A 17,428-nucleotide genomic window follows, 5' to 3' on the forward strand; every position below is an offset into this window, starting at 1 on the left:
TAACAGCGCGGGTGCGTTCGGCCGGGCCGCTTAGCATGGAGGGATGCCTCGTTCCCCGCGCGTTCTGCACCTCAACGACTGCGCCTTCGTCGGACGACACATCGTGACAGCGGCACGCGACAGCGGCCGTCCGTGGCGCATCATCCCGCCGGAGAAGTCGTGGCCCGCGGTGCGGCCCGGTCGCACCAAGCCCTCCAAGCCCGCGCTCGCCCGAACCTTCGCGCGCATCGCAGCGGGGGCCGCATGGTCGCAGGCGATGCACGTGCACTTCGCCACGACGGCGAGCCGGGTCCTCCCCTGGTTCGTCCCGTCACGTCCCTACGTCCTGCACCTGCATGGCACCGACATCCGCACCCGCTGGGCGTCGAGCGAACACGCCAAGATCCAGTCGTATATCGACCAGGCAGCGCATGTCTTCTACTCGACGCCTGATCTCGCCGGTAACGCCACCCAGGCACGAAGCGACGCCGAGTACCTGCCGATCTTCATCGATCCGCGGCAGCTGCCCCTGTGGCGCCCGCAGCCCTACGTGGCCTTCTCCTCGCGCTGGGAGGACGTGAAGGGCCAGCGCGACATGTTGACGGTCGCTCGCGGGCTGATCGCGGCTGGGGTCGAAGTCCGCGGCCTCGACTGGGGTCCCGGTGCCCCCGAAGCGGCCGCGCTCGGCGTGAAGCTCGAGCCGCGGATGTCGCACCCGGACTATCTCGACTTCCTCTCGCATGCGTCGGTCGCCGTCGGGCAGTCGAACTCGGTGCTTGGCGTTTCCGAGCTCGAGGCCCTCGCGATCGGGGTGCCATTGGCGGCCGTCGGCGATCACCTTCCCGGGCCCGACGGCGGGCGTCTGCCCATCCGCGAGGGCACCCCCGCAGCCGTGACCGAGCAGGTGCTCCGCGACCTGTCCGACCCGCGCGCGGCGTCCGCCGAGCTCGCGGCCGATGACTGGGCGCGCACCTGGCATACCGCGGCACGCTACCTGCCCCAGCTCGACGAGACCTACCGGCGCATCATCCGGCATCACTGATCAGGTCAGGCCCGCCAAGCGCGCCTGGGCGGCGAAGTCGGGTGCCTGACGGACGACCTCGTCGAACGTTCCCTTGGCGACGATGCGTCCGTCTGCGAAGAAGCACACGAGGTCGGCACGGCGCACCGTCGACAGGCGATGCGCCACCGTGATGACGGTCACGGCACCGCGCAGCCGTTCCATCGCAGCGGTGACGGCGTCCTCGGTCGTCGTGTCGAGGGCGGACGTCGCTTCGTCGAGGACGAGGACGACCGGCTGGGGATAGAGGGCACGTGCGATACCGAGTCGTTGGCGCTGACCTCCGGAAAGGGCGAGACCGCGCTCGCCGATCCGCGCGTCGAGCCCGCCTTCGCGGGCCTGCAGGAAGGTGCCCAGCTGCGCGCGGTCGATCGCGGATGCCGCCGCGTCTCGGTCGTAGTCCGTGCTCCAGGTGAGCGCGACGTTCTGACCGATGGTCCCATCGAACAGGGCGACATCCTGCGGCACGTATCCCACGCGTGAGCGCCAGGTGCCGAGGACTCCCCGGAGATCCTGGCCGTCCACGCGGATCGATCCGGCGGAGGGCGTGATGAGGCCGAGAAGCAGATCAACCATCGTCGACTTGCCTGCGCCCGAGGCTCCGACGAAAGCGACGTGCCCGCCGAAGGGAATCTCGAGATCGACGTCGGCGAGTGCGGGAACCGCGCTGCCGGGGTAGGTGAACGACACACCGCTCAGGACGAGGCGTTCCGGCTGCGGGTCGAGCGCACCATAGCCGACGGACTCCGCATCGCGAACGTACTCGTCCGCCGCTCGGATATCGCGCATCACGGCGCGGGCATGCGGCATGGTCGACGCCGTCGAGGTCATCACACCCTGGAACTGCAGCATCGAGGGCACCATCCGGAAGCTGGCGAGACCGAACAGGGCGATCGACGTGAACGCCGTCTCGACGCCGCCGGTCGCATAACCGACGCCGCCGATGAGGAGGAAGCCGAGAATGATGGCGGAGTCGACGACGAATCGCGGGATGGCGCCGAGGAAGCCGATGGTGGCGCGCGCGCGCACCGCCTGCTCGCGATTGGCGCTGACGAGAGAGGCGACCTCCTGCGCTTTGTCGCGCAGCGTGATCTCCTTCAGCGCCTGCACCATCTCCGTCATGAGCTGAGCGGTCTTGAAGGAATAGTCACGGTTGATGCGTCCGTTGCGGACAGCACGACGCGAGACCCAACCGTAGAGCAGCGCGGCGACCAGCCCGAGGTAGAGCAGCGTGACGGCGGCGATCAGCGGCTGCGAAACGACGAGCACCAGCAGCACGGACAGGAAGGTGACGACCTGCGAGGGCAGGGAGGCCGCGGGGAGCAGCAGACCGGACGTCGTGTTGGCGATGCCGACATCCGCCATCCGGACGAGCTCGGACGAGTTGCGCTTGAGCCGCTCGAGCCACGGAGCGCGGATGTACGCCTCGAACAGCCGGTTGCCGATGGTCAGCTCGAACTCGGCCATGCGGCGCGTCACGTACCACTGCTGCGCGAGGGCGATCATCGACTTGACGACCATGAGAGCGCAGGCGCCGACCAGCAGCCAGATGACGGCAGCGGAGGACACCTCGCCGAACACCGGCAGCGTCACCGGTCGGCCGACGGCGAACGAGCCCAGCACCAGCGCCAGGAGGCCGAGCGCCACGATGTCGATCAGCGCGAGCGCCGAGGAACTGATCGCGTAGCGGGTCAGAAAACCTCGAGCGTTCGGCGGAAGCAGCCGGAGGAGCTCCCGCAACGACAGCCAGAGTTCTTTCACTGCGGTCCCCCGGCGCGCGATGACGGTTGCGCGATCAGAGCGTCGCCGCCTTCGCGGTCTTGGCGGCGCTCAGCGCCGTCTCGACGACGGACAACGTTCGCAGCCCATCGGCCATGGTCACGACGTCGCTGGGTCGTCCGAGCACCGCGTCACGGAAGGCCTCGTGCTCGACACGGAGAGGCTCGCGCTTCGGGAAGGCGAACCGGATCACATCCCCCTCGGACACGCCGCGGAAACTCGACACCGATTCCCATTCGAGCGGGATAGTCCCGTTCGCGTAGAAGGTGAGATCACCGGTCGCGGTGTCGGCGACGAAGGCTCCCCGCTCCCCCGTGACGACCGTGACCCGCTCCTTCATCGGCGACAGCCAGTTCACCAGGTGATTCACGATGACGCCCGACGCCAGCCGTCCAGTGATCGCGATCATGTCCTCGTGCTCGCGGCCGCTGCGGTGAGCGGTCTGGGCGAATACGCGTTCGTAGGTACTGTCGCCGACCCACGCGGTCAGGTCGATGTCATGCGACGCCAGATCTTTGGTCACCCCGACATCGGCGATGCGGGCCGGGAACGGGCCCTGACGGCGCGTCTGGATCTGATAGACCTGGCCGAGTTCGCCCTCGCGGAGGCGACGCCGCATCTCCTGCAGCGCAGGATTGAATCGCTCGATGTGACCGACGGCTCCCACGAGGCCGGCGGCGTCGAATGCCTCGACCATGCGCGCCCCGGCCTCGACCGTGTCGGCAATGGGCTTCTCGACGAGGGTGTGCACGCCGGCCGCACTGAGCCGCAACGCGGCGTCCTCGTGGAATCGGGTCGGAACCGCCACCACGGCCATATCGATCCCCGCGGCGATCAGCGCGTCCACGTCGTCGAGCACAGGCAGCGAGCCGGCGACGCCGAAGGGATCGCCCGCGGGATCCGCGATCGCGACCAGCTCGACCCCGTCGACCTCACGGAGGACGCGGGCGTGGTGGCGTCCCATCATGCCGACGCCGAGGAGTCCCGCACGCAGCGTCATTCGGCACCCGCCGATGCCAGCGCATTGACCGCCGCGACGACGCGCTCCAGATCGCCGTCGCTCAGCGAGGGGTGCACCGGCAGCGAGATGACCTCGGCCGCAGCACGCTCGGTCTCGGGAAGCTCCAGGCCGGGTGCGAACGAGGCGAGCGAGGGCAGACGATGATTCGGGATCGGGTAGTAGACGCCCGATCCGACCTGGTATTCATCCCGCAGCGCGCGGACGAAGCCGTCACGGTCCTCGGGGACTCGGATCGTGTACTGGTGGTACACGTGGCGTGCGCCCTCGACGACCGGGGGAACGACGACCCCGCGGAGGTTGTCGTCGAGGAACCGGGCGTTCGCCCGGCGCTTCTCGGTCCACGCTTCGACCTTCGTCAGCTGCACCCGTCCGATGGCGGCATGGATGTCGGTCATCCGAGCGTTGAAACCGACGACCTCGTTCTCGTACTGACGCTCCATCCCCTGATTGCGCAGAAGACGCACGCGGCGGGCGAACTCCTCGTCGACGGCCGAAACCATGCCGCCCTCGCCGCTCGTCATGTTCTTGGTCGGATAGAGCGAGAACATCGCGAACGCGCCGAAGGTGCCGACAGGGCGGCCACCGAGCGCCGCACCGTGAGCCTGTGCAGCGTCCTCGAAGAGGGCGACACCGCGTCGCGTCGCGATGTCGGCGAGTTCGTCCATCCGAGCCGGGTGACCGTACAGGTGAACGGGGAGGACGCCGCGGGTCCGCGAGGTGATCGCCTGCTCGACGGCCGCGGGATCGAGGGAGAACGTGTCGGGCTCGATGTCGACGAAGACGGGCGTCGCGCCGGTGAGGGCCACCGAGTTCGCCGTGGCCGCGAAAGTGAAGGACGGGACGATCACTTCGTCGCCCGGTCCGATCCCGGCCGCCAGAAGGCCGAGGTGCAGGCCGGACGTACCGGAGTTCACCGCGACCACGGGCCGCGACTCGACGAAGTGCGCCGCGAACTCCTGCTCGAACGCGGCCACCTCGGGGCCCTGGGCGATCATGCCGGACCGGAGCACGCGGTCGACGGCGGCGCGTTCCTCATCGCCCACGATCGGACGAGCGGGCGGGATCATTTCAGTCATCGCGACTCCTTCAGCATTCCGGCGGATTCGGTGTAGCGCTCGCCCGTGCTCGGGCAGACCCACACGCCGTCCTCCGCTTGTTCGAGGCGTACCCCGGCTTTCCCCACCCAACCGATGCGCTTGGCCGGCACTCCCGCGACCAGCGCGTGGTCGGGCACGTCGCGCACGACGACCGCGCCGGCTGCAACCATGGCCCAGCGGCCGATGCGCACGGGGGCGACGCAGGTCGCGCGCGCACCGATGGACGCCCCGTGCTCGATTTCGACCCCGACGGGCGTCCAGTCGTCCGCGCTCTTCAATTCACCCTCGGGGGTGATCGCGCGCGGGTAGGTGTCGTTCGTCAGGACCGCGGCCGGACCGATGAACACACCGTCGGCTAGGCGCGCCGGCTCGTAGACGAGCGCGAGGTTCTGGATCTTGCAGTTGTCGCCGACCGTCACCCCGGAGCCGATGTACGCTCCGCGGCCGATGACGCAACGGCGTCCGATGCGCGCACCCTCTCGGATCTGGGCCAAGTGCCACACCGCGGTGCCCGCCCCCAGGGAGACATCAGCGGCGACGTCGGCTGAGTCCACCACGCGGGTGTCATGTGAATGGGTCATCTCAAACTTCCCGTGCGCACCGCGAGAAGGCGCACACCGTATTCATCCTAACGAGCCCGTCTGCGACGACCCCGTGTAAACCCCGGGTCGTCAGCGGCGGCGAGCGTCACGTCGGCTGCGCGGCGAGCGACGGCGCGCCCGGAGAGATTCCGCGCCGCCCAGGCCGCCACCGCGGCCCGACGCTCCGCAGACGGCTCGGCCGAGGCCGTCTCGATCAGCGCGGCGGCGACCGGTTCGACATCCCACGCGGTGCCGGCACCCAGATCGTTGTCGACCACGAGCGAGCGCACGGGGTCCGGCCCCGCGTAGACGACCGGAGTGCCCACGGCGAGTGCGGCGTATGCCTTCGTCGGAACGGCGAACTCGTACCCCCCGCCCTCGCGGATCGACGCCAGCGCCGCACGCGCTCCCCGGATCAATCGAGCAGCCTCAGGAGCCGGCACCTGCTCGCGGAAGCGCACGAGGTCATCGAGGCCGAGCTGCCTCGTGCGCGCTTTCAGCTGATCCCATTCGCCACCCTGACCGACGAACAAGGCGGTGATCGCGTGTCCCCGAGAACGCGCGACCGCCAGCGCGTCCACGAAGACTCCCGCACCGTGCCACTGGCTGGCGGTGCCGATGTAGACGACGTGAGCGGCCGCGTCGGGCGTCACCGCCGGGTGGAAGGTCTCGTCGTCGACGCCGTGCCCCACGGCGGTCACGTGCGCGCCGGGGGCCAGGGCGCGCACCGTCGCCTCGACTCCCGCGGTCACCGCGAGCACCGCGCGCGCTCCGCCGAGCGACCACGTCTCGAGGGCGCGCACGAGCCGCACGACCATCCGCGGTGCGCTCGTTGACTCGGCCGCGACGGAGACGAGGTCGGCTGCGTAGTAGACGTATGGGACCCGCCGGATGGCGCTGGCGATGCGCACGACGGTTCCGGTCGTCGGCGGGGGCTCCACGACCACGACATCCGCTCGCGGGCCGAACAGCACGCGGAAGAACGCCGGGATGTCGAAGCTGAGGTAAGGCAGGTAACCCCGCACCTGCCCGGATCGATCTCGGAGCACCGGCCAGCGGCGAACCCGTCCGGCCAGACGCACCGACGTCGCTGACCGCGGTGCACGGCTGGTGAGAACCTCGACATGGTGTCCGCGCTCGTCGAGCTCTCGGACGAGGAGCGAGAGCCGCAGACTCGCCGCCGCCGGTTCCGGCGCATAGATTCGCGAGACGACCTGGATGCGCATGACCCCTCGATCCTAACCACCCCGGGCTTCTCGTCCGCGTCTGCGACAATGAGACCGTGTCCCCCGCCATCCCTCCCGTCGATCGCGTCGGCGCCATCACCTGGGTGGTGGTTCCCCTCTACAACGAGATGACGGTCATTGGGGACGTGGTTCGCGAACTCGCCGCTCACTTCCATCACGTCGTCTGCGTCGACGACGGCTCTCGCGACGACTCGGTCGCTGCTGCCGTCGCGGCCGGAGCCACGGTCGTGCGGCATCCGGTCAATCTGGGGCAGGGCGCGGCGCTGCAGACGGGAATCGAGTTCGCTCTCTCACACCCGCAGGCGGAGTACCTCGTCACGTTCGACGCCGACGGGCAGCATCGCGTCGAGGACGCCGTAGCCATGGTCCGCCGAGCGCACGACGAGAACCTGGCCATCGTCTTCGGTTCGCGCTTCCTCGATGACCGCACGCGGCCGGGATGGGCCAAGAAGATCGTGCTGAAGACCGCGGTCTGGGTCACGAACATGACGACGGGCACCCGCCTCACCGATGCCCACAACGGATTGCGCGTGCTGCGGCGCGACGCGGCCGCGCGGGTCGATCTGCAACAGGACCGCATGGCGCACGCGACGGAGATCGTCCTACAGCTCAACCGCACCGGTCTCCCGCACGCCGAACACCCGGTGGAGCTGCGTTACACCGACTATTCGAAGGCGAAGGGGCAGAGCCTGCTCAATGCCGTCAACATCCTCGTGGACCTGGTGGTGAAGTGATCGTGGGCATTCAGATCCTGCTGATCGGGTCCATCCTCGTCCTGGGGTTCCTTCTGCTGCGCAAGCCGGGGAGCGACACCCACCAGGCGCTGCGCCGCATGCTCTTCGCCGCGTTCGCCCTCGTTGCGATCCTGTCCGTGCTGTTCCCGCAGTGGCTGACGTGGCTCGCGCAGCTGATGGGCGTCGGACGCGGCACGGATCTTCTGCTGTACGCGCTCGTCGTCGTCTTCCTCGCGTTCGTCTACGCGCAGTACCGAGCGAACGCCGGTCTGCAACGCCAGCTCACCCGGCTGGCGCGAAGATTCGCGATTCAGGAGGCGCTCCTCGCCGAAGCCCGGCAGCTTCGCACGGACGCCGAAGGGACACCCGCATCGCCCTCGGACGGGCACGCGACCGCTCCCTCGCCGCAGCACCGAGCCGCTGTCGATGACGGTAGCGGTGATGAGCCCAGCGTCTAGCAGGAGGTGACGCGCCAGAGCGATGCGTCGCCCTCGCGGTCGACCAGTTGGAAGCCCGGCCGCTCATCGATGTCGGCAAACCCCGGCATCATCCAGCGTCCGGGGTACCACTCACCCGGTCCGAAGTCGAGCAGGTAATCCGCGCCGAAGACGGCGAGCGCGTCGCAGACGGCCGGGTCGTCGCTGACATTGCGCAGGTTCTCGGCGAGGAGCCAATACGGGTCGGCCGACGGCGGCGCCCACGTGCGCGGGATCACGTCGCGCCCGCTCAGCGCATAGCCGAAAGACGCGCCGGTGCTCGGGTTGGCGATCACGACGGCATCCTCGGGCAGGACATCGTCGAGACGTTCGAGCAGTGCGAGCTCGTCCTCCGAGACGAAGGAGGTCGCCGACACCTCGTAGGCATGCGGATCCGTTTCGCTGGCGAAGACGTCTCGTCGCTCGACACGCGGCGTCGCAACCGTCTGGACGATCACGGGAACGCACAACAGCAACCCCACTGCGCCGGCCACGAGTGCGCGCGAGGAATAGCCGTCGGTGCGCCGCCGCGCGAGCGCCGAGATGCGGTCCGCCACGGCGGCGACTGCCGCACCGGCGAGCACGAGCCCGAAGACGGGAACGATGGCAGCGAGCCGGTACGGGTCCTCGTACCACGGCCCCACGAGCGCCGCCCGCACCTGATCCGACCCCACCGCCGCGGCGACGACGTACAGACCGGCGCTCACCGCCCATGCGGAGGCGATCGCTCGGATGCGCCACCCGCCCGCGGCCAGACCGGCCAGCAGGCCCAGGAGCATCGCGATGCTGACGGACAGAGCCGGCGCATAGCCCAGGAAGCCGTTGACGCCGACCTCGATGGCCGCCGAACGGATGCGGGTGTGCGGCTCCCAGGTGGCGGAGACGCTGGCTCCGAAGTACCACCACACCCAGATCAGCGCGCCGGCCGCTGCAACGGCTGCGATCAGGCCGGTCAGCCCCGCGCGCTTCCTGCGCGCGAAGCGCTCCGGCAGCGACCACAGCAGCAACGCCAGAGCGGCGACTCCCCAGGCGAGCGCGGTGGAGGGCTGCGCCACCATGACGGCACCGAGCGGGAGCAGGACGACCGCGAGCCCGCGTACCACTGCGCCGATGGCAACACGCCGCTCGAGCGCGTTCGCGCCGCCGGCGACATGCTCGGAGACGCGTGCGGGGATGGTCGTGGCGACGGCGGCGGGGAGGAGCGCGCCGGCGAGCAGCTGCGGGTACAGGACGCCCCACTGCACGAGGCCGAGAGGGAATGCCATGACGGCACCCGCGACCGTGGCTGAAGCGCCGGCTGCGACGGGGCCGGCCACGCGGAAGGCGAGGAAGGCCAGCCCGAGGGGCCAGACCACGACGCCGATGACGAACGTCACGGCATTCGCCGCGAGGGGGATCGACGCGCCGGTCAGCGGCGGGATCAGGGCCGCGAGAGTGTGCCAGGCGGACGGGTAGAAGCCCCGGGCGCCGATGACCTCGGTGATCGCGAGCGGTGAGGCGATACCCGTCTCGGTCGCGAACCGCACCGCGCTCAGGTGGAAGGCCGCATCATTCGTCTGCGAGATGGCGTCGGGCGTGCCGAACTCGGCGACGAACCGGATGCCGAGCAGCACAACGCCCAGCAGAAGCCCGATCAAGACGATGGTGGTGTCCGTCCCACGGCGGGGGTCGACGCCGCCGAGACCCGGCCAGGGCAGAGCCCAGCGGATACCCCAGACCAGCAGCAAGAGGCCGGCGAACGCGATGAGCGCGCTGACGGGTGACCAGGGCAGGCCGAGCAGACCGAGCACAAGAGCCGAGCCCACGGCCATGACCACCGTGAAGGCGGGAGCGAGCGCCCACAGAGCCAGCGACCGGAGCCGCAGGATCGATCCCATCCCCAGCCCGGGCACGAGGACGACGATGGCCGCGACGATATACGCCGGGCTGCTCGCGAACCATTCGGTCACGCTAGTCGCCGATCTGCGCGATCGCTTCCTCGACCGGCCCGTCGAACACGACCTCGCCCTTCTGGATGACGATGCCGCGGCTGCACAGCTCGCGCACCATCTCCATGTCATGCGACACGACCACCAACGTCTTGCGTTGCTCGATCAGTTCGGCGAACTTCAGCCGGCACTTCTCGCGGAACGGGGCATCGCCGACGGAAAGGATCTCGTCAACGAGCAGGACATCGAGCTCGACGTGGATCGCGACCGAGAAAGCGAGGCGCATGAACATGCCCGACGAGTAGTGCTTGACCTCCTGATCGATGAACTCACCGATCTCGCTGAAGGCGACGATGTCGTCGTATCGCGCCTCGATCTCCTTCCGGCTCATGCCGAGGATCGCCGCGTTGAGAAACACGTTCTCCCGCCCGGAGAGCTCGGGATGGAAACCCGCACCGACCTCGATCAGTCCTGCGACGCGCCCTCGGGTGAGGACTTCGCCGCCATCCGGCTGCATGACGCCGGAGATGAGTTTGAGAAGCGTCGATTTGCCCGACCCGTTGTAACCGAGGATCGCGACCGACTCACCCTCTTCGATGACGATGTCGACTCCGCGCAGCGCATGGAACACGCTCGTCGTCTTCCGACCGCGCAGCCACGACACCACGCTGTCCTTCAGGGAGAAGGCGTGATTGAGCAGGAAGGTCTTCTCGACGCCGTCGATGATGATGCTCGGCCGCCGAGTGGCTGTGGTTGTCATAGGTCTTGCGCAAACCTTCCCTCGAGGCGACGGAACACGCTCTGTCCGAGGAAGAGGAACGCGAAGGAGATCACGAACGCCCAGATCGTGTTGATCCCGAGGGCGGGCGGCATCTCGAGCGCGCTGTCGCTGATGGGGAACCAGAACGCGTAATGGAAGAGCTCGACGGCCTGGGTGATGGGGTTCAGCAGGTACACCTCGAGCAGCCACGACGGCAGCCCGAGTGTTGTGAGTGCATCGCGGACCATCGTCCAGAAGTACAGGACCGGCGATGCCCAGGTGGCGAGCAGCAAGAGCAGCTCGACGACGTTCTCGGCGTCACGGAAGCGGACGTTGATCGCGCCGAAGAGCAGCCCGAGCCCCAGCGCGAAGATGAGGATGATGGCGACGGCCGCCAGGACGGCCAGGACCGACAGCAGCGATGCTTGGGCGAAAAGACCGAGGAAACCGCACACGATCAGCAGCAGAGCGAGCTGCGGCAGGAAGTGCACGAATGCTACGGCGGCGGCGGAGATCGCGAACAGCTGCCGAGGCAGGTAGACCTTGCGCACGAGGGGCGCGTTTCCCACGATCGAGGTCGTCGCGTTCTTGTACGCCTCCGAGAACAGGTTGATGACGATGATCCCCGAGAACAGGTACACCGCGTAGTTGGGAATGCCCCGCTCGAGGCTGAGGAAGAGGCCGAGCACGACCCAGAACACGAGGAACTGCGCAGCGGGGCGGACGTACGACCAGGTCCAGCCCAGCACGGAGTTCCGGTAGCGCGTGGTGACGCCCGTCCGGATCAGCAGCCGCAGCAGGTAGCGCCAACGCACCACGTCGAGCAGGCCCCGCCCCGAGCCGGGACGGGCGAATTCGCTGCGTGGCACGGCGGCGAACAGAGGAGATGTATCGGTCACGTTTCGCTATTCGGGTCGATGCGCGGAGGCGTCCGCAACCGGTTCATCATAGCCGGATCGGGCTGGGGGCCTGCCGAGGCCAGGCCTCAGCCGACCTGCTCGAAGCCGGCCCAACCACGCCCGATTTGTACGGAGCCGGAGAAGCCCCCGGCGCCGTTCCCGCGATACAGGAGCAGCGCGCCGGCCGCGGTCCGCGCGATCACGTCGGGGCGACCATCGCCGTCGAAATCGCCGGTGCCGACGAGGCTCGTCATCCCGGACCAACCACGACCGACCACTCGTCCGGGCGTCCAGGTTCCGTCGCCCTGCGCGGAGTAGAGCCAGAGGCGACCGTCGGTGCTGCGAGCGAGGATGTCAGCGGTGCCGTCACCGGCGAAATCGCCGACGACGGTGAGATCGACGAACCCTCCCCAGCCGCGACCGATCTGCTGCCCGCCTCCGAGCCAGCCCCCCGCGCCGTCGCCGCGGTAGAGCAGCAGCCGCCCGGCCGAGTCGCGCGCGATGACATCGACGTGGCCATCGCCGTCGAAATCGATGCCGCCGATGACGGATGTGAACGTCCCCCAGCCGTTCCCGATCGATCGGGGCGGTCCGACGCGTCCGTCACCCGCTCCGGGGAGCAGCACGAAGCGCCCGTTGGGCTCGATGCGGGCGACGTCGACATGACCGGTGCCCGAGAAGTCTCCGAGGCTCACCAGCTTCGCACCGGCGGGCCAGTCGGTTGCCAGCGAGAGCGTTCCCGCCCAGCCGCCCCGCCCGTCGCCCCGGTACAGAGTCAGGCCCGGCGGGGCGACCGCGAGTACGTCTGCACCGCCATCACCGTCGATATCGCGCACGAACGGCGGGCTCACGACCGGCGCGCCTGGCCCTGCGAGCGAGACCATCCCGCCCCAACCGCTCCCGACCGGCGCGACGTGGGCGAGTCCACCGCCCGTACCGCGGTACAGGTGGAGGGCTCCATCGTTATGACGAGCGACGAGGTCCGGTTTCCCGTCTCCGGTGAAATCACCGATCGCGGCGAACGCGGCCATGGATGTCCAACCCCGGCCCAGGTTGATCGCCGCCCCGAACCCCCCGCTTCCCGTGCCCGGATACAGGCGCAGCACACCAGCGTCATCGCGGGCGATGATGTCGGTGTTGCCGTCACCCGTGAAATCCGACCCGCCGACGAGCGCAGTCATGCTACCCCACCCGCGGCCCGCACGCTCACCGGCCTGGAAACCGCCCTTGCCGTCACCGCGCCACAGCATGAGGGACGAGCCCTGAATGCCGACGAGATCCGGGATGCCGTCTCCGTCGACGTCGCCGGCCGCTGACATCAGCCGGACCGACCGCCAGTCGCCGTCGATCTTCGTCGGGGTTCCCAGCGAGGACCCGTCGCCTCGGAACAGCCAGAGATCACCACTGGCGTCGACCCCGATGAGATCACGGTGACCGTCACGGTCGAAGTCTCCGATGCCGAGGATGGAACGCATTCCGGTGTTGCGAGCGAGCGCGACGGCCGAACCCCAGCGAGCGGGAGCGGCGTAGGGGTACGCCCAAATAGTTCCGTCCGAACCCGCCGCGAACAGATGGGACGCGCCGTCGAGGTCGAGAGTCGGCGTTGGCTGCGAGTTGACTGGCGCGATATAGCGGGAGTGAACCCAGGCGACACGCCCGTGCGCGTCGACCCGCACCCACTCACCGTAGGTCGCCCGGCGCACGACCATCTCTCCGCCGGACAGGGTGATGACTCCGGTTCCGCACCGCTCATCGGGAGCGCGGCGAGCGTTGAGCGCGTCCGCCGTCACGACGTAGATGCCCGAGACCGCCGCGACCTCTTCTTCACGCGGCGCCGCGCAGTAGTCGGGCTGTGCGCTGCCGAACCACTGGTGGAAGAACCGGAAGAAGTTGCGATTGCCGTAGGAGGAGCATCCGTCCCCCTCCCCCGTGACCGCCAGCAAGGACGCGGCGTTGGGCTGATACGGCGTGTAGTAGTACAGCGCCGAAGTCGCCTTGTTCTCGATGTAGACCGGTGACGAGCCGCACTGATCGACCCACTGGCCGTTCACCAGCGCCGGCGGGTGATACAGGATGTTCCACGTCCGACCCGGCGCGTACCAGGTGAAGAAGTTGCTGGTCCCCGGCGGGTTCTCGTAGCGGCGAAGTTGACGTGCCGCTCCGTACACCTGGTTGAAGAATCCGTAGTACGCCGAATCGCAGCCCGCCGTGTCGGGGCAACCCTGCCCCATCGCGATGCGGTACTGGGAGTCGTACGGGTACGTGTCGGTGACGAGGCCCTGCTCCTTCTGCAACATCACGATGAGCACCTGCGGATTGAGGCCGCATGCCTGGGCGACCTTCGTGATGATGCGTGCCGCGCTCTCGACGCCCCCGCCCTCGTAGGTGCGGCACATCGGATCGGCTGCGATCCACCGCGTCTGGTCCGTCTTGTCCTTCAAGCAGACGTAGCCTGACCGGCACGTGGTCACTTGTGAGTTGAGGAAGTCCTGAACCTGGCCCTCGTTCATCGCGGCGCCGTTGTAGAAGATGGCGTCCGAGATGATGTTGCCGGCGCGGAACTGCGACATGTCAACGGCCGTCGGCGCGGACCGTCCGAGCGTGGCTGCAGACGCGGCGCCCTGCACAGCCTGGTTCGGCTGGGCCGCTGCCGGAGCCGTGGCGGACATGCTCACGAGCAGTCCTGCGGTCACCGCGACGGCGACGAGAGGCGAAAGCAGTCGCCGCGACAGGGTGTTCCACCTTCGACTCATGTGAACAGTGTGACCGATGTTGTTCCAGTCTGCGAAACAGAAATCGATCGGCCGTGCATCACGACCCCGTCACAGCTCGGCGTGCAGCGCCCAGACCCGCTCCGCGTGATCCCGCCACGAGAAGGCTCGTCCGCGATCGCCGGCCCGCACCGCCCATCGGTGCAGCTCGTCGGGGGTGGCCAGCACCTCGCCGGCGGCGTCGCGCAGCTCGGCGAACGGAGCGATGCGCGCCCCGTCGAGCAGCACTTCGCGGTGCACGGGCGAATCAGCGGCCACGACCGGTACGCCCAGCACCATCGCCTCGATGGCGCGCCACGGGAACGCGGACTGCTCCGACAGCGCGATCAGCAGCACCGCGGCGTCGAGGACGGCCGCACGGTCGGCGGCATCCAGTCGGCCGGGGATGATCACCCGGTCGCGGGCGATGCCGGCGTTCTCGATCACGCCGGCGATATCAGCCGGCTCGTCGAAGATCACGACGCTGACGGTCTCTTCGCCGGCGATCGACGACAGCACGGCGCGCAGCTGGTCCTCGGTGCCGCCGGCGACGATCGCGACCCGGTCGGGAACCCCGAGCTCGCGGCGGCGCCCGATCGCGTCCGTGGGCACGCGGAACCCATCCGGCGCAGCCCCGGGGATGACGCGGACCCGCGCTCCGAGCCGCGGGGCGATCTCGGCGAGGCGTTCGGCGAGGGCGTGGGTCGGGACGACCACGGCATCCGCGTGCTTCTCGGCGCGCTTGAGCAGCGCGCGCTGAGCCAGCACCGTCGCCCTGGGCAGCAGGGCGGGAGTCTCCCACGCGGCGAGGTCCCAGACCGTCACGACGGTCTGCTCGAGGTCGTGGGCACGGTCGTGCTTGACCAGCGGGGCGAGGAGCGTGGGGGCGTGCAGCAGTCCCCCGGCCACTCCCCCCGTGATGCCCATGGGCCACGAGGCCAGCAGCCCGGTGCGCGGGAACGGTGCGCGGACGGTCTGCGCCAGACCGGCGATCGCGGCGGCGGCATTGCCCGCATCCGAGGCGACTAACCCGGCGACTTCGCAGCGGGCCGGGGCGGTGGCGATGAGCGCGCGCGCCACCTCGAGCGATGCCTCCGCCGTGTCGGCGTCGACGACGTCGGCGAGCTGGTCGAGCACGAGCTTGAGGACGGTGGTCATCCCTCGGTCTCCGCTTCCGGTGTCGGCGGGTGCAGCGCGTTGCGCACCATCTCCTGCGCCAGCGCGAAGTCGGGGTCACGCTCCTCGATTCCGTTCTCGGGCGTGAGCTCGATCGTGGTGACCGGCTGTTCCTTGGCCTTCATCGCGATATCGGCGAGGAACGGCAGCAGATCGGCGGGGATGTCGGTCTGGACGAGCACCTGCCCGGCATCCGCGATCTCGGTGAACCGGTCGAGCACGTTCTGCGGTGTCATCTGCGCGAGGATCGCCTGCTGCAGCTCGCGCTGGCGACGCATCCGGTCGAAGTCGCTCGTCGTGTAGCGCGACCGGGCATACCACTGGGCGGTGTCACCGTCCATGTGCTGCTGGCCCGCCTCGATCCATCCCTCGGCCCAGTCGTCGGCCGGCTGCCCCTCGTACTGGGGCCCGCCGCCCTTGGGTAGGCGCTCGACGACGTTGATGTCGACACCGCCGAGCGCGTCGACGAGGTCGGCGAAGCCCTTCATGTCGATGAAGACGTAGTAGGGAATCGTGATTCCGAGGATGCCTTCGACGGCGTCCTTCGTCGCCTCCACCCCCGGCGACGATCCGTCGTCATGTGCGTCCGGATAGAGGGCGTTGCCGTCGCGACAGATCTCCACCTCGGTCTGCAGCTGGTTGATGCCGCTGCTCCACCCGCAGTTCGGGTCGACGCGTCCCTCGTGGACGTCGGGATACAGATCCTTCATCGGCCCCGGAGCGAACGGGAAGTGCCCCATGTCGCGCGGGACACCGGTGATCGTGGTCGCCCCGGTCTCCGCGTTCACGGACACGACGGAGATCGAGTCGAAGCGCATGGAGTCGCGGCCTTCACCGCTGTCGGCACCGAGCAGGAGGACGTTGTAGTAGCCGTCCGACGGCGGAACGCTCGGCCCACTCGCACCGAAGACGGTGCTGAGCGTCTCGCGAACGGAGTTCACGCGGTCGAACGTCCACGCGGCGGCCGACGTCGACGCGACGGCGAGCAGAATGGCCAGGAGCGGGACGCCGATGCGGGCCACCGTGCCCGCGCGCACGAGCTTCACCAAACGCAACGTGTCGACCGTCAGCACGATCCACAGCACTGCGTAGAACGCGATCACCACCTGGACGATCAGCAGGACGAACCAGTTGGTGGCGAGCGAGAGCAGCAGCGGGCGCCACAGCAGACCGGTCAGCACGGTCAGGAGCGCGATGACCCACATCGTGATCGTTGCGGCGAGACCGAAACGCCCCAGTCGGCGATTCCCGGCGAGCACCTGGGCAGAGCCGGGCAGGAGGAAGTTGAGCACGACGAGCCACCACCCGCGACGACCCATGACCTCGGGCGAGGTAGTGTCGGGATGCCGCAGCGGCCGCTCCTCGATAAGGCTTCCGCGTCGCGGCCGTGCGGAGTTGCGCGGCGGAGCGGTGACGGTCACAGGGATTCCTTGAGTCGGAGGTTCTTCTCCTCGACCTGCTGCTCGAGGCTGCGGGCGTACTCCTCCAGCCGATCGGCGAGCTCGGCGTCGCCCGCGCCGATGATGCGCGCAGCGAGGAGGCCGGCGTTCTTCGCGCCGTTGATCGACACGGTGGCCACGGGGATGCCGCCGGGCATCTGGACGATGCTCAGCAGCGAGTCGAGTCCGTCGAGGGTCGCGAGCTGCACCGGCACGCCGACGACCGGCAGCGGCGTCAGCGACGCGAGCATGCCCGGGAGGTGCGCCGCTCCCCCCGCGCCGGCGACGATGACGCGCAGCCCTCGCGCGCGTGCCTCACGACCGTAGCGGAGCAGCTTGTCGGGGGTGCGGTGGGCCGAGACGACTTCGACCTCGTGCGCGACACCGAGGTCGGTGAGCGCCTGCGATGCGTCGCTCATGACGCGCCAATCGGAGTCCGAACCCATGACGACTCCGACGAGCGGAGCGTCCGACGAATGCAGCGGCGAGGATGTCACCGACC

Annotated in this window: 15 protein-coding genes; 3 read left to right on the top strand and 12 right to left on the bottom strand. The window is 69.0% G+C overall.

The features are described from left to right. Positions 1-43: 43 nt before the first annotated feature. Positions 44-1,021: a hypothetical protein gene (locus P6897_RS12440; protein ID WP_282501376.1), complete on the top strand. Its 978-nt coding sequence runs from the start codon at positions 44-46 to the stop codon at positions 1,019-1,021. Here P6897_RS12440 and P6897_RS12445 read toward each other — a convergent pair whose 3' ends face one another. Genes P6897_RS12445 through P6897_RS12465 form a run of 5 tightly spaced genes read right to left on the bottom strand, consistent with a single transcriptional unit; the run spans position 1,022 to position 6,743 of the window. Further along, a complete protein-coding gene (locus P6897_RS12445) occupies positions 1,022-2,800 on the bottom strand; it encodes an ABC transporter ATP-binding protein (protein ID WP_282501377.1) in 1,779 nt (592 codons plus the stop codon). It abuts the gene before it with no gap. Between the two features lie 34 nt (positions 2,801-2,834). Beyond that, the gene (locus tag P6897_RS12450; RefSeq protein ID WP_282501378.1) at positions 2,835-3,818 is read right to left on the bottom strand and encodes a Gfo/Idh/MocA family oxidoreductase; all 984 of its coding nucleotides are present in this window, start codon (positions 3,816-3,818) and stop codon (positions 2,835-2,837) included. Continuing rightward, positions 3,815-4,915: a DegT/DnrJ/EryC1/StrS family aminotransferase gene (locus P6897_RS12455; protein WP_282501379.1), complete on the bottom strand. Its 1,101-nt coding sequence runs from the start codon at positions 4,913-4,915 to the stop codon at positions 3,815-3,817. Before P6897_RS12455 ends, P6897_RS12450 begins: the two co-directional genes overlap by 4 nt. Further along, positions 4,912-5,517 carry an acyltransferase gene (locus tag P6897_RS12460; RefSeq protein ID WP_114588550.1) on the bottom strand — a complete coding sequence of 202 codons (606 nt, stop codon included), beginning with the start codon at positions 5,515-5,517 and terminating at the stop codon, positions 4,912-4,914. Before P6897_RS12460 ends, P6897_RS12455 begins: the two co-directional genes overlap by 4 nt. A gap of 47 nt (positions 5,518-5,564) precedes the next feature. After that, the gene (locus tag P6897_RS12465) at positions 5,565-6,743 is read right to left on the bottom strand and encodes a glycosyltransferase (RefSeq protein WP_282501380.1); all 1,179 of its coding nucleotides are present in this window, start codon (positions 6,741-6,743) and stop codon (positions 5,565-5,567) included. A gap of 128 nt (positions 6,744-6,871) precedes the next feature. Here P6897_RS12465 and P6897_RS12470 point away from each other — a divergent pair, with 128 nt between their 5' ends. Then, positions 6,872-7,498, top strand: coding sequence for a glycosyltransferase family 2 protein (locus tag P6897_RS12470; protein ID WP_114588685.1), 627 nt, complete (start codon positions 6,872-6,874; stop codon positions 7,496-7,498). 2 nt (positions 7,499-7,500) lie between these two features. After that, entirely contained in the window at positions 7,501-7,956 is a 456-nt protein-coding gene (locus P6897_RS12475) for a DUF2304 domain-containing protein (protein ID WP_282501381.1), read from the top strand. On the opposite strand, the gene P6897_RS12480 is transcribed toward P6897_RS12475, so the two are convergent. From P6897_RS12480 to purE, 7 genes are all read right to left on the bottom strand, one after another. After that, positions 7,953-9,923 (bottom strand): DUF6541 family protein, encoded by a 1,971-nt coding sequence (locus P6897_RS12480; RefSeq protein WP_282501382.1) that lies wholly within the window; start codon positions 9,921-9,923, stop codon positions 7,953-7,955. The two genes, P6897_RS12475 and P6897_RS12480, sit on opposite strands and share 4 nt — an antisense overlap. 1 nt (position 9,924) lies before the next feature. Next, positions 9,925-10,662, bottom strand: coding sequence for an ABC transporter ATP-binding protein (locus P6897_RS12485; RefSeq protein WP_282501383.1), 738 nt, complete (start codon positions 10,660-10,662; stop codon positions 9,925-9,927). Next, on the bottom strand, positions 10,659-11,561 hold the full coding sequence (locus P6897_RS12490) for an ABC transporter permease (RefSeq protein ID WP_282501384.1): 903 nt from the start codon (positions 11,559-11,561) through the stop codon (positions 10,659-10,661). The genes P6897_RS12485 and P6897_RS12490 overlap by 4 nt, the downstream gene beginning before the upstream one ends. Positions 11,562-11,647: 86 nt before the next feature. Beyond that, positions 11,648-14,314, bottom strand: a complete 2,667-nt coding sequence (locus P6897_RS12495; protein WP_282501385.1) for a VCBS repeat-containing protein — start codon at positions 14,312-14,314, stop codon at positions 11,648-11,650. Positions 14,315-14,383: 69 nt separating this feature from the next. Further along, complete coding sequence (locus P6897_RS12500; RefSeq protein ID WP_282501386.1) at positions 14,384-15,469, bottom strand: glycosyltransferase; 1,086 nt, start codon at positions 15,467-15,469, stop codon at positions 14,384-14,386. Beyond that, positions 15,466-16,908 carry an LCP family protein gene (locus P6897_RS12505; protein WP_282501387.1) on the bottom strand — a complete coding sequence of 481 codons (1,443 nt, stop codon included), beginning with the start codon at positions 16,906-16,908 and terminating at the stop codon, positions 15,466-15,468. Before P6897_RS12505 ends, P6897_RS12500 begins: the two co-directional genes overlap by 4 nt. Then, complete coding sequence (gene purE, locus P6897_RS12510; protein WP_112617590.1) at positions 16,905-17,372, bottom strand: 5-(carboxyamino)imidazole ribonucleotide mutase; 468 nt, start codon at positions 17,370-17,372, stop codon at positions 16,905-16,907. The genes P6897_RS12505 and purE overlap by 4 nt, the downstream gene beginning before the upstream one ends. Positions 17,373-17,428 lie beyond the last annotated feature (56 nt).

Source organism: Microbacterium sp. BDGP8 (assembly GCF_029991045.1).
GTDB lineage: Bacteria > Actinomycetota > Actinomycetes > Actinomycetales > Microbacteriaceae > Microbacterium > Microbacterium plantarum.

Bases quoted from the DNA above. Each gene is read 5' to 3' on its own strand.
- P6897_RS12440 (WP_282501376.1), top strand. From the start codon at position 44: ATGCCTCGTTCCCCGCGCGTTCTGCACCTCAACGACTGCGCCTTCGTC.
- P6897_RS12470 (WP_114588685.1), top strand. From the start codon at position 6,872: ATGACGGTCATTGGGGACGTGGTTCGCGAACTCGCCGCTCACTTCCAT.
- P6897_RS12450 (WP_282501378.1), bottom strand. From the start codon at position 3,818: ATGACGCTGCGTGCGGGACTCCTCGGCGTCGGCATGATGGGACGCCAC.
- P6897_RS12495 (WP_282501385.1), bottom strand. From the start codon at position 14,314: ATGAGTCGAAGGTGGAACACCCTGTCGCGGCGACTGCTTTCGCCTCTC.
- purE (WP_112617590.1), bottom strand. From the start codon at position 17,372: ATGGGTTCGGACTCCGATTGGCGCGTCATGAGCGACGCATCGCAGGCG.
- P6897_RS12465 (WP_282501380.1), bottom strand. From the start codon at position 6,743: ATGCGCATCCAGGTCGTCTCGCGAATCTATGCGCCGGAACCGGCGGCG.
- P6897_RS12460 (WP_114588550.1), bottom strand. From the start codon at position 5,517: ATGACCCATTCACATGACACCCGCGTGGTGGACTCAGCCGACGTCGCC.
- P6897_RS12485 (WP_282501383.1), bottom strand. From the start codon at position 10,662: ATGACAACCACAGCCACTCGGCGGCCGAGCATCATCATCGACGGCGTC.
- P6897_RS12455 (WP_282501379.1), bottom strand. From the start codon at position 4,915: ATGACTGAAATGATCCCGCCCGCTCGTCCGATCGTGGGCGATGAGGAA.
- P6897_RS12500 (WP_282501386.1), bottom strand. From the start codon at position 15,469: ATGACCACCGTCCTCAAGCTCGTGCTCGACCAGCTCGCCGACGTCGTC.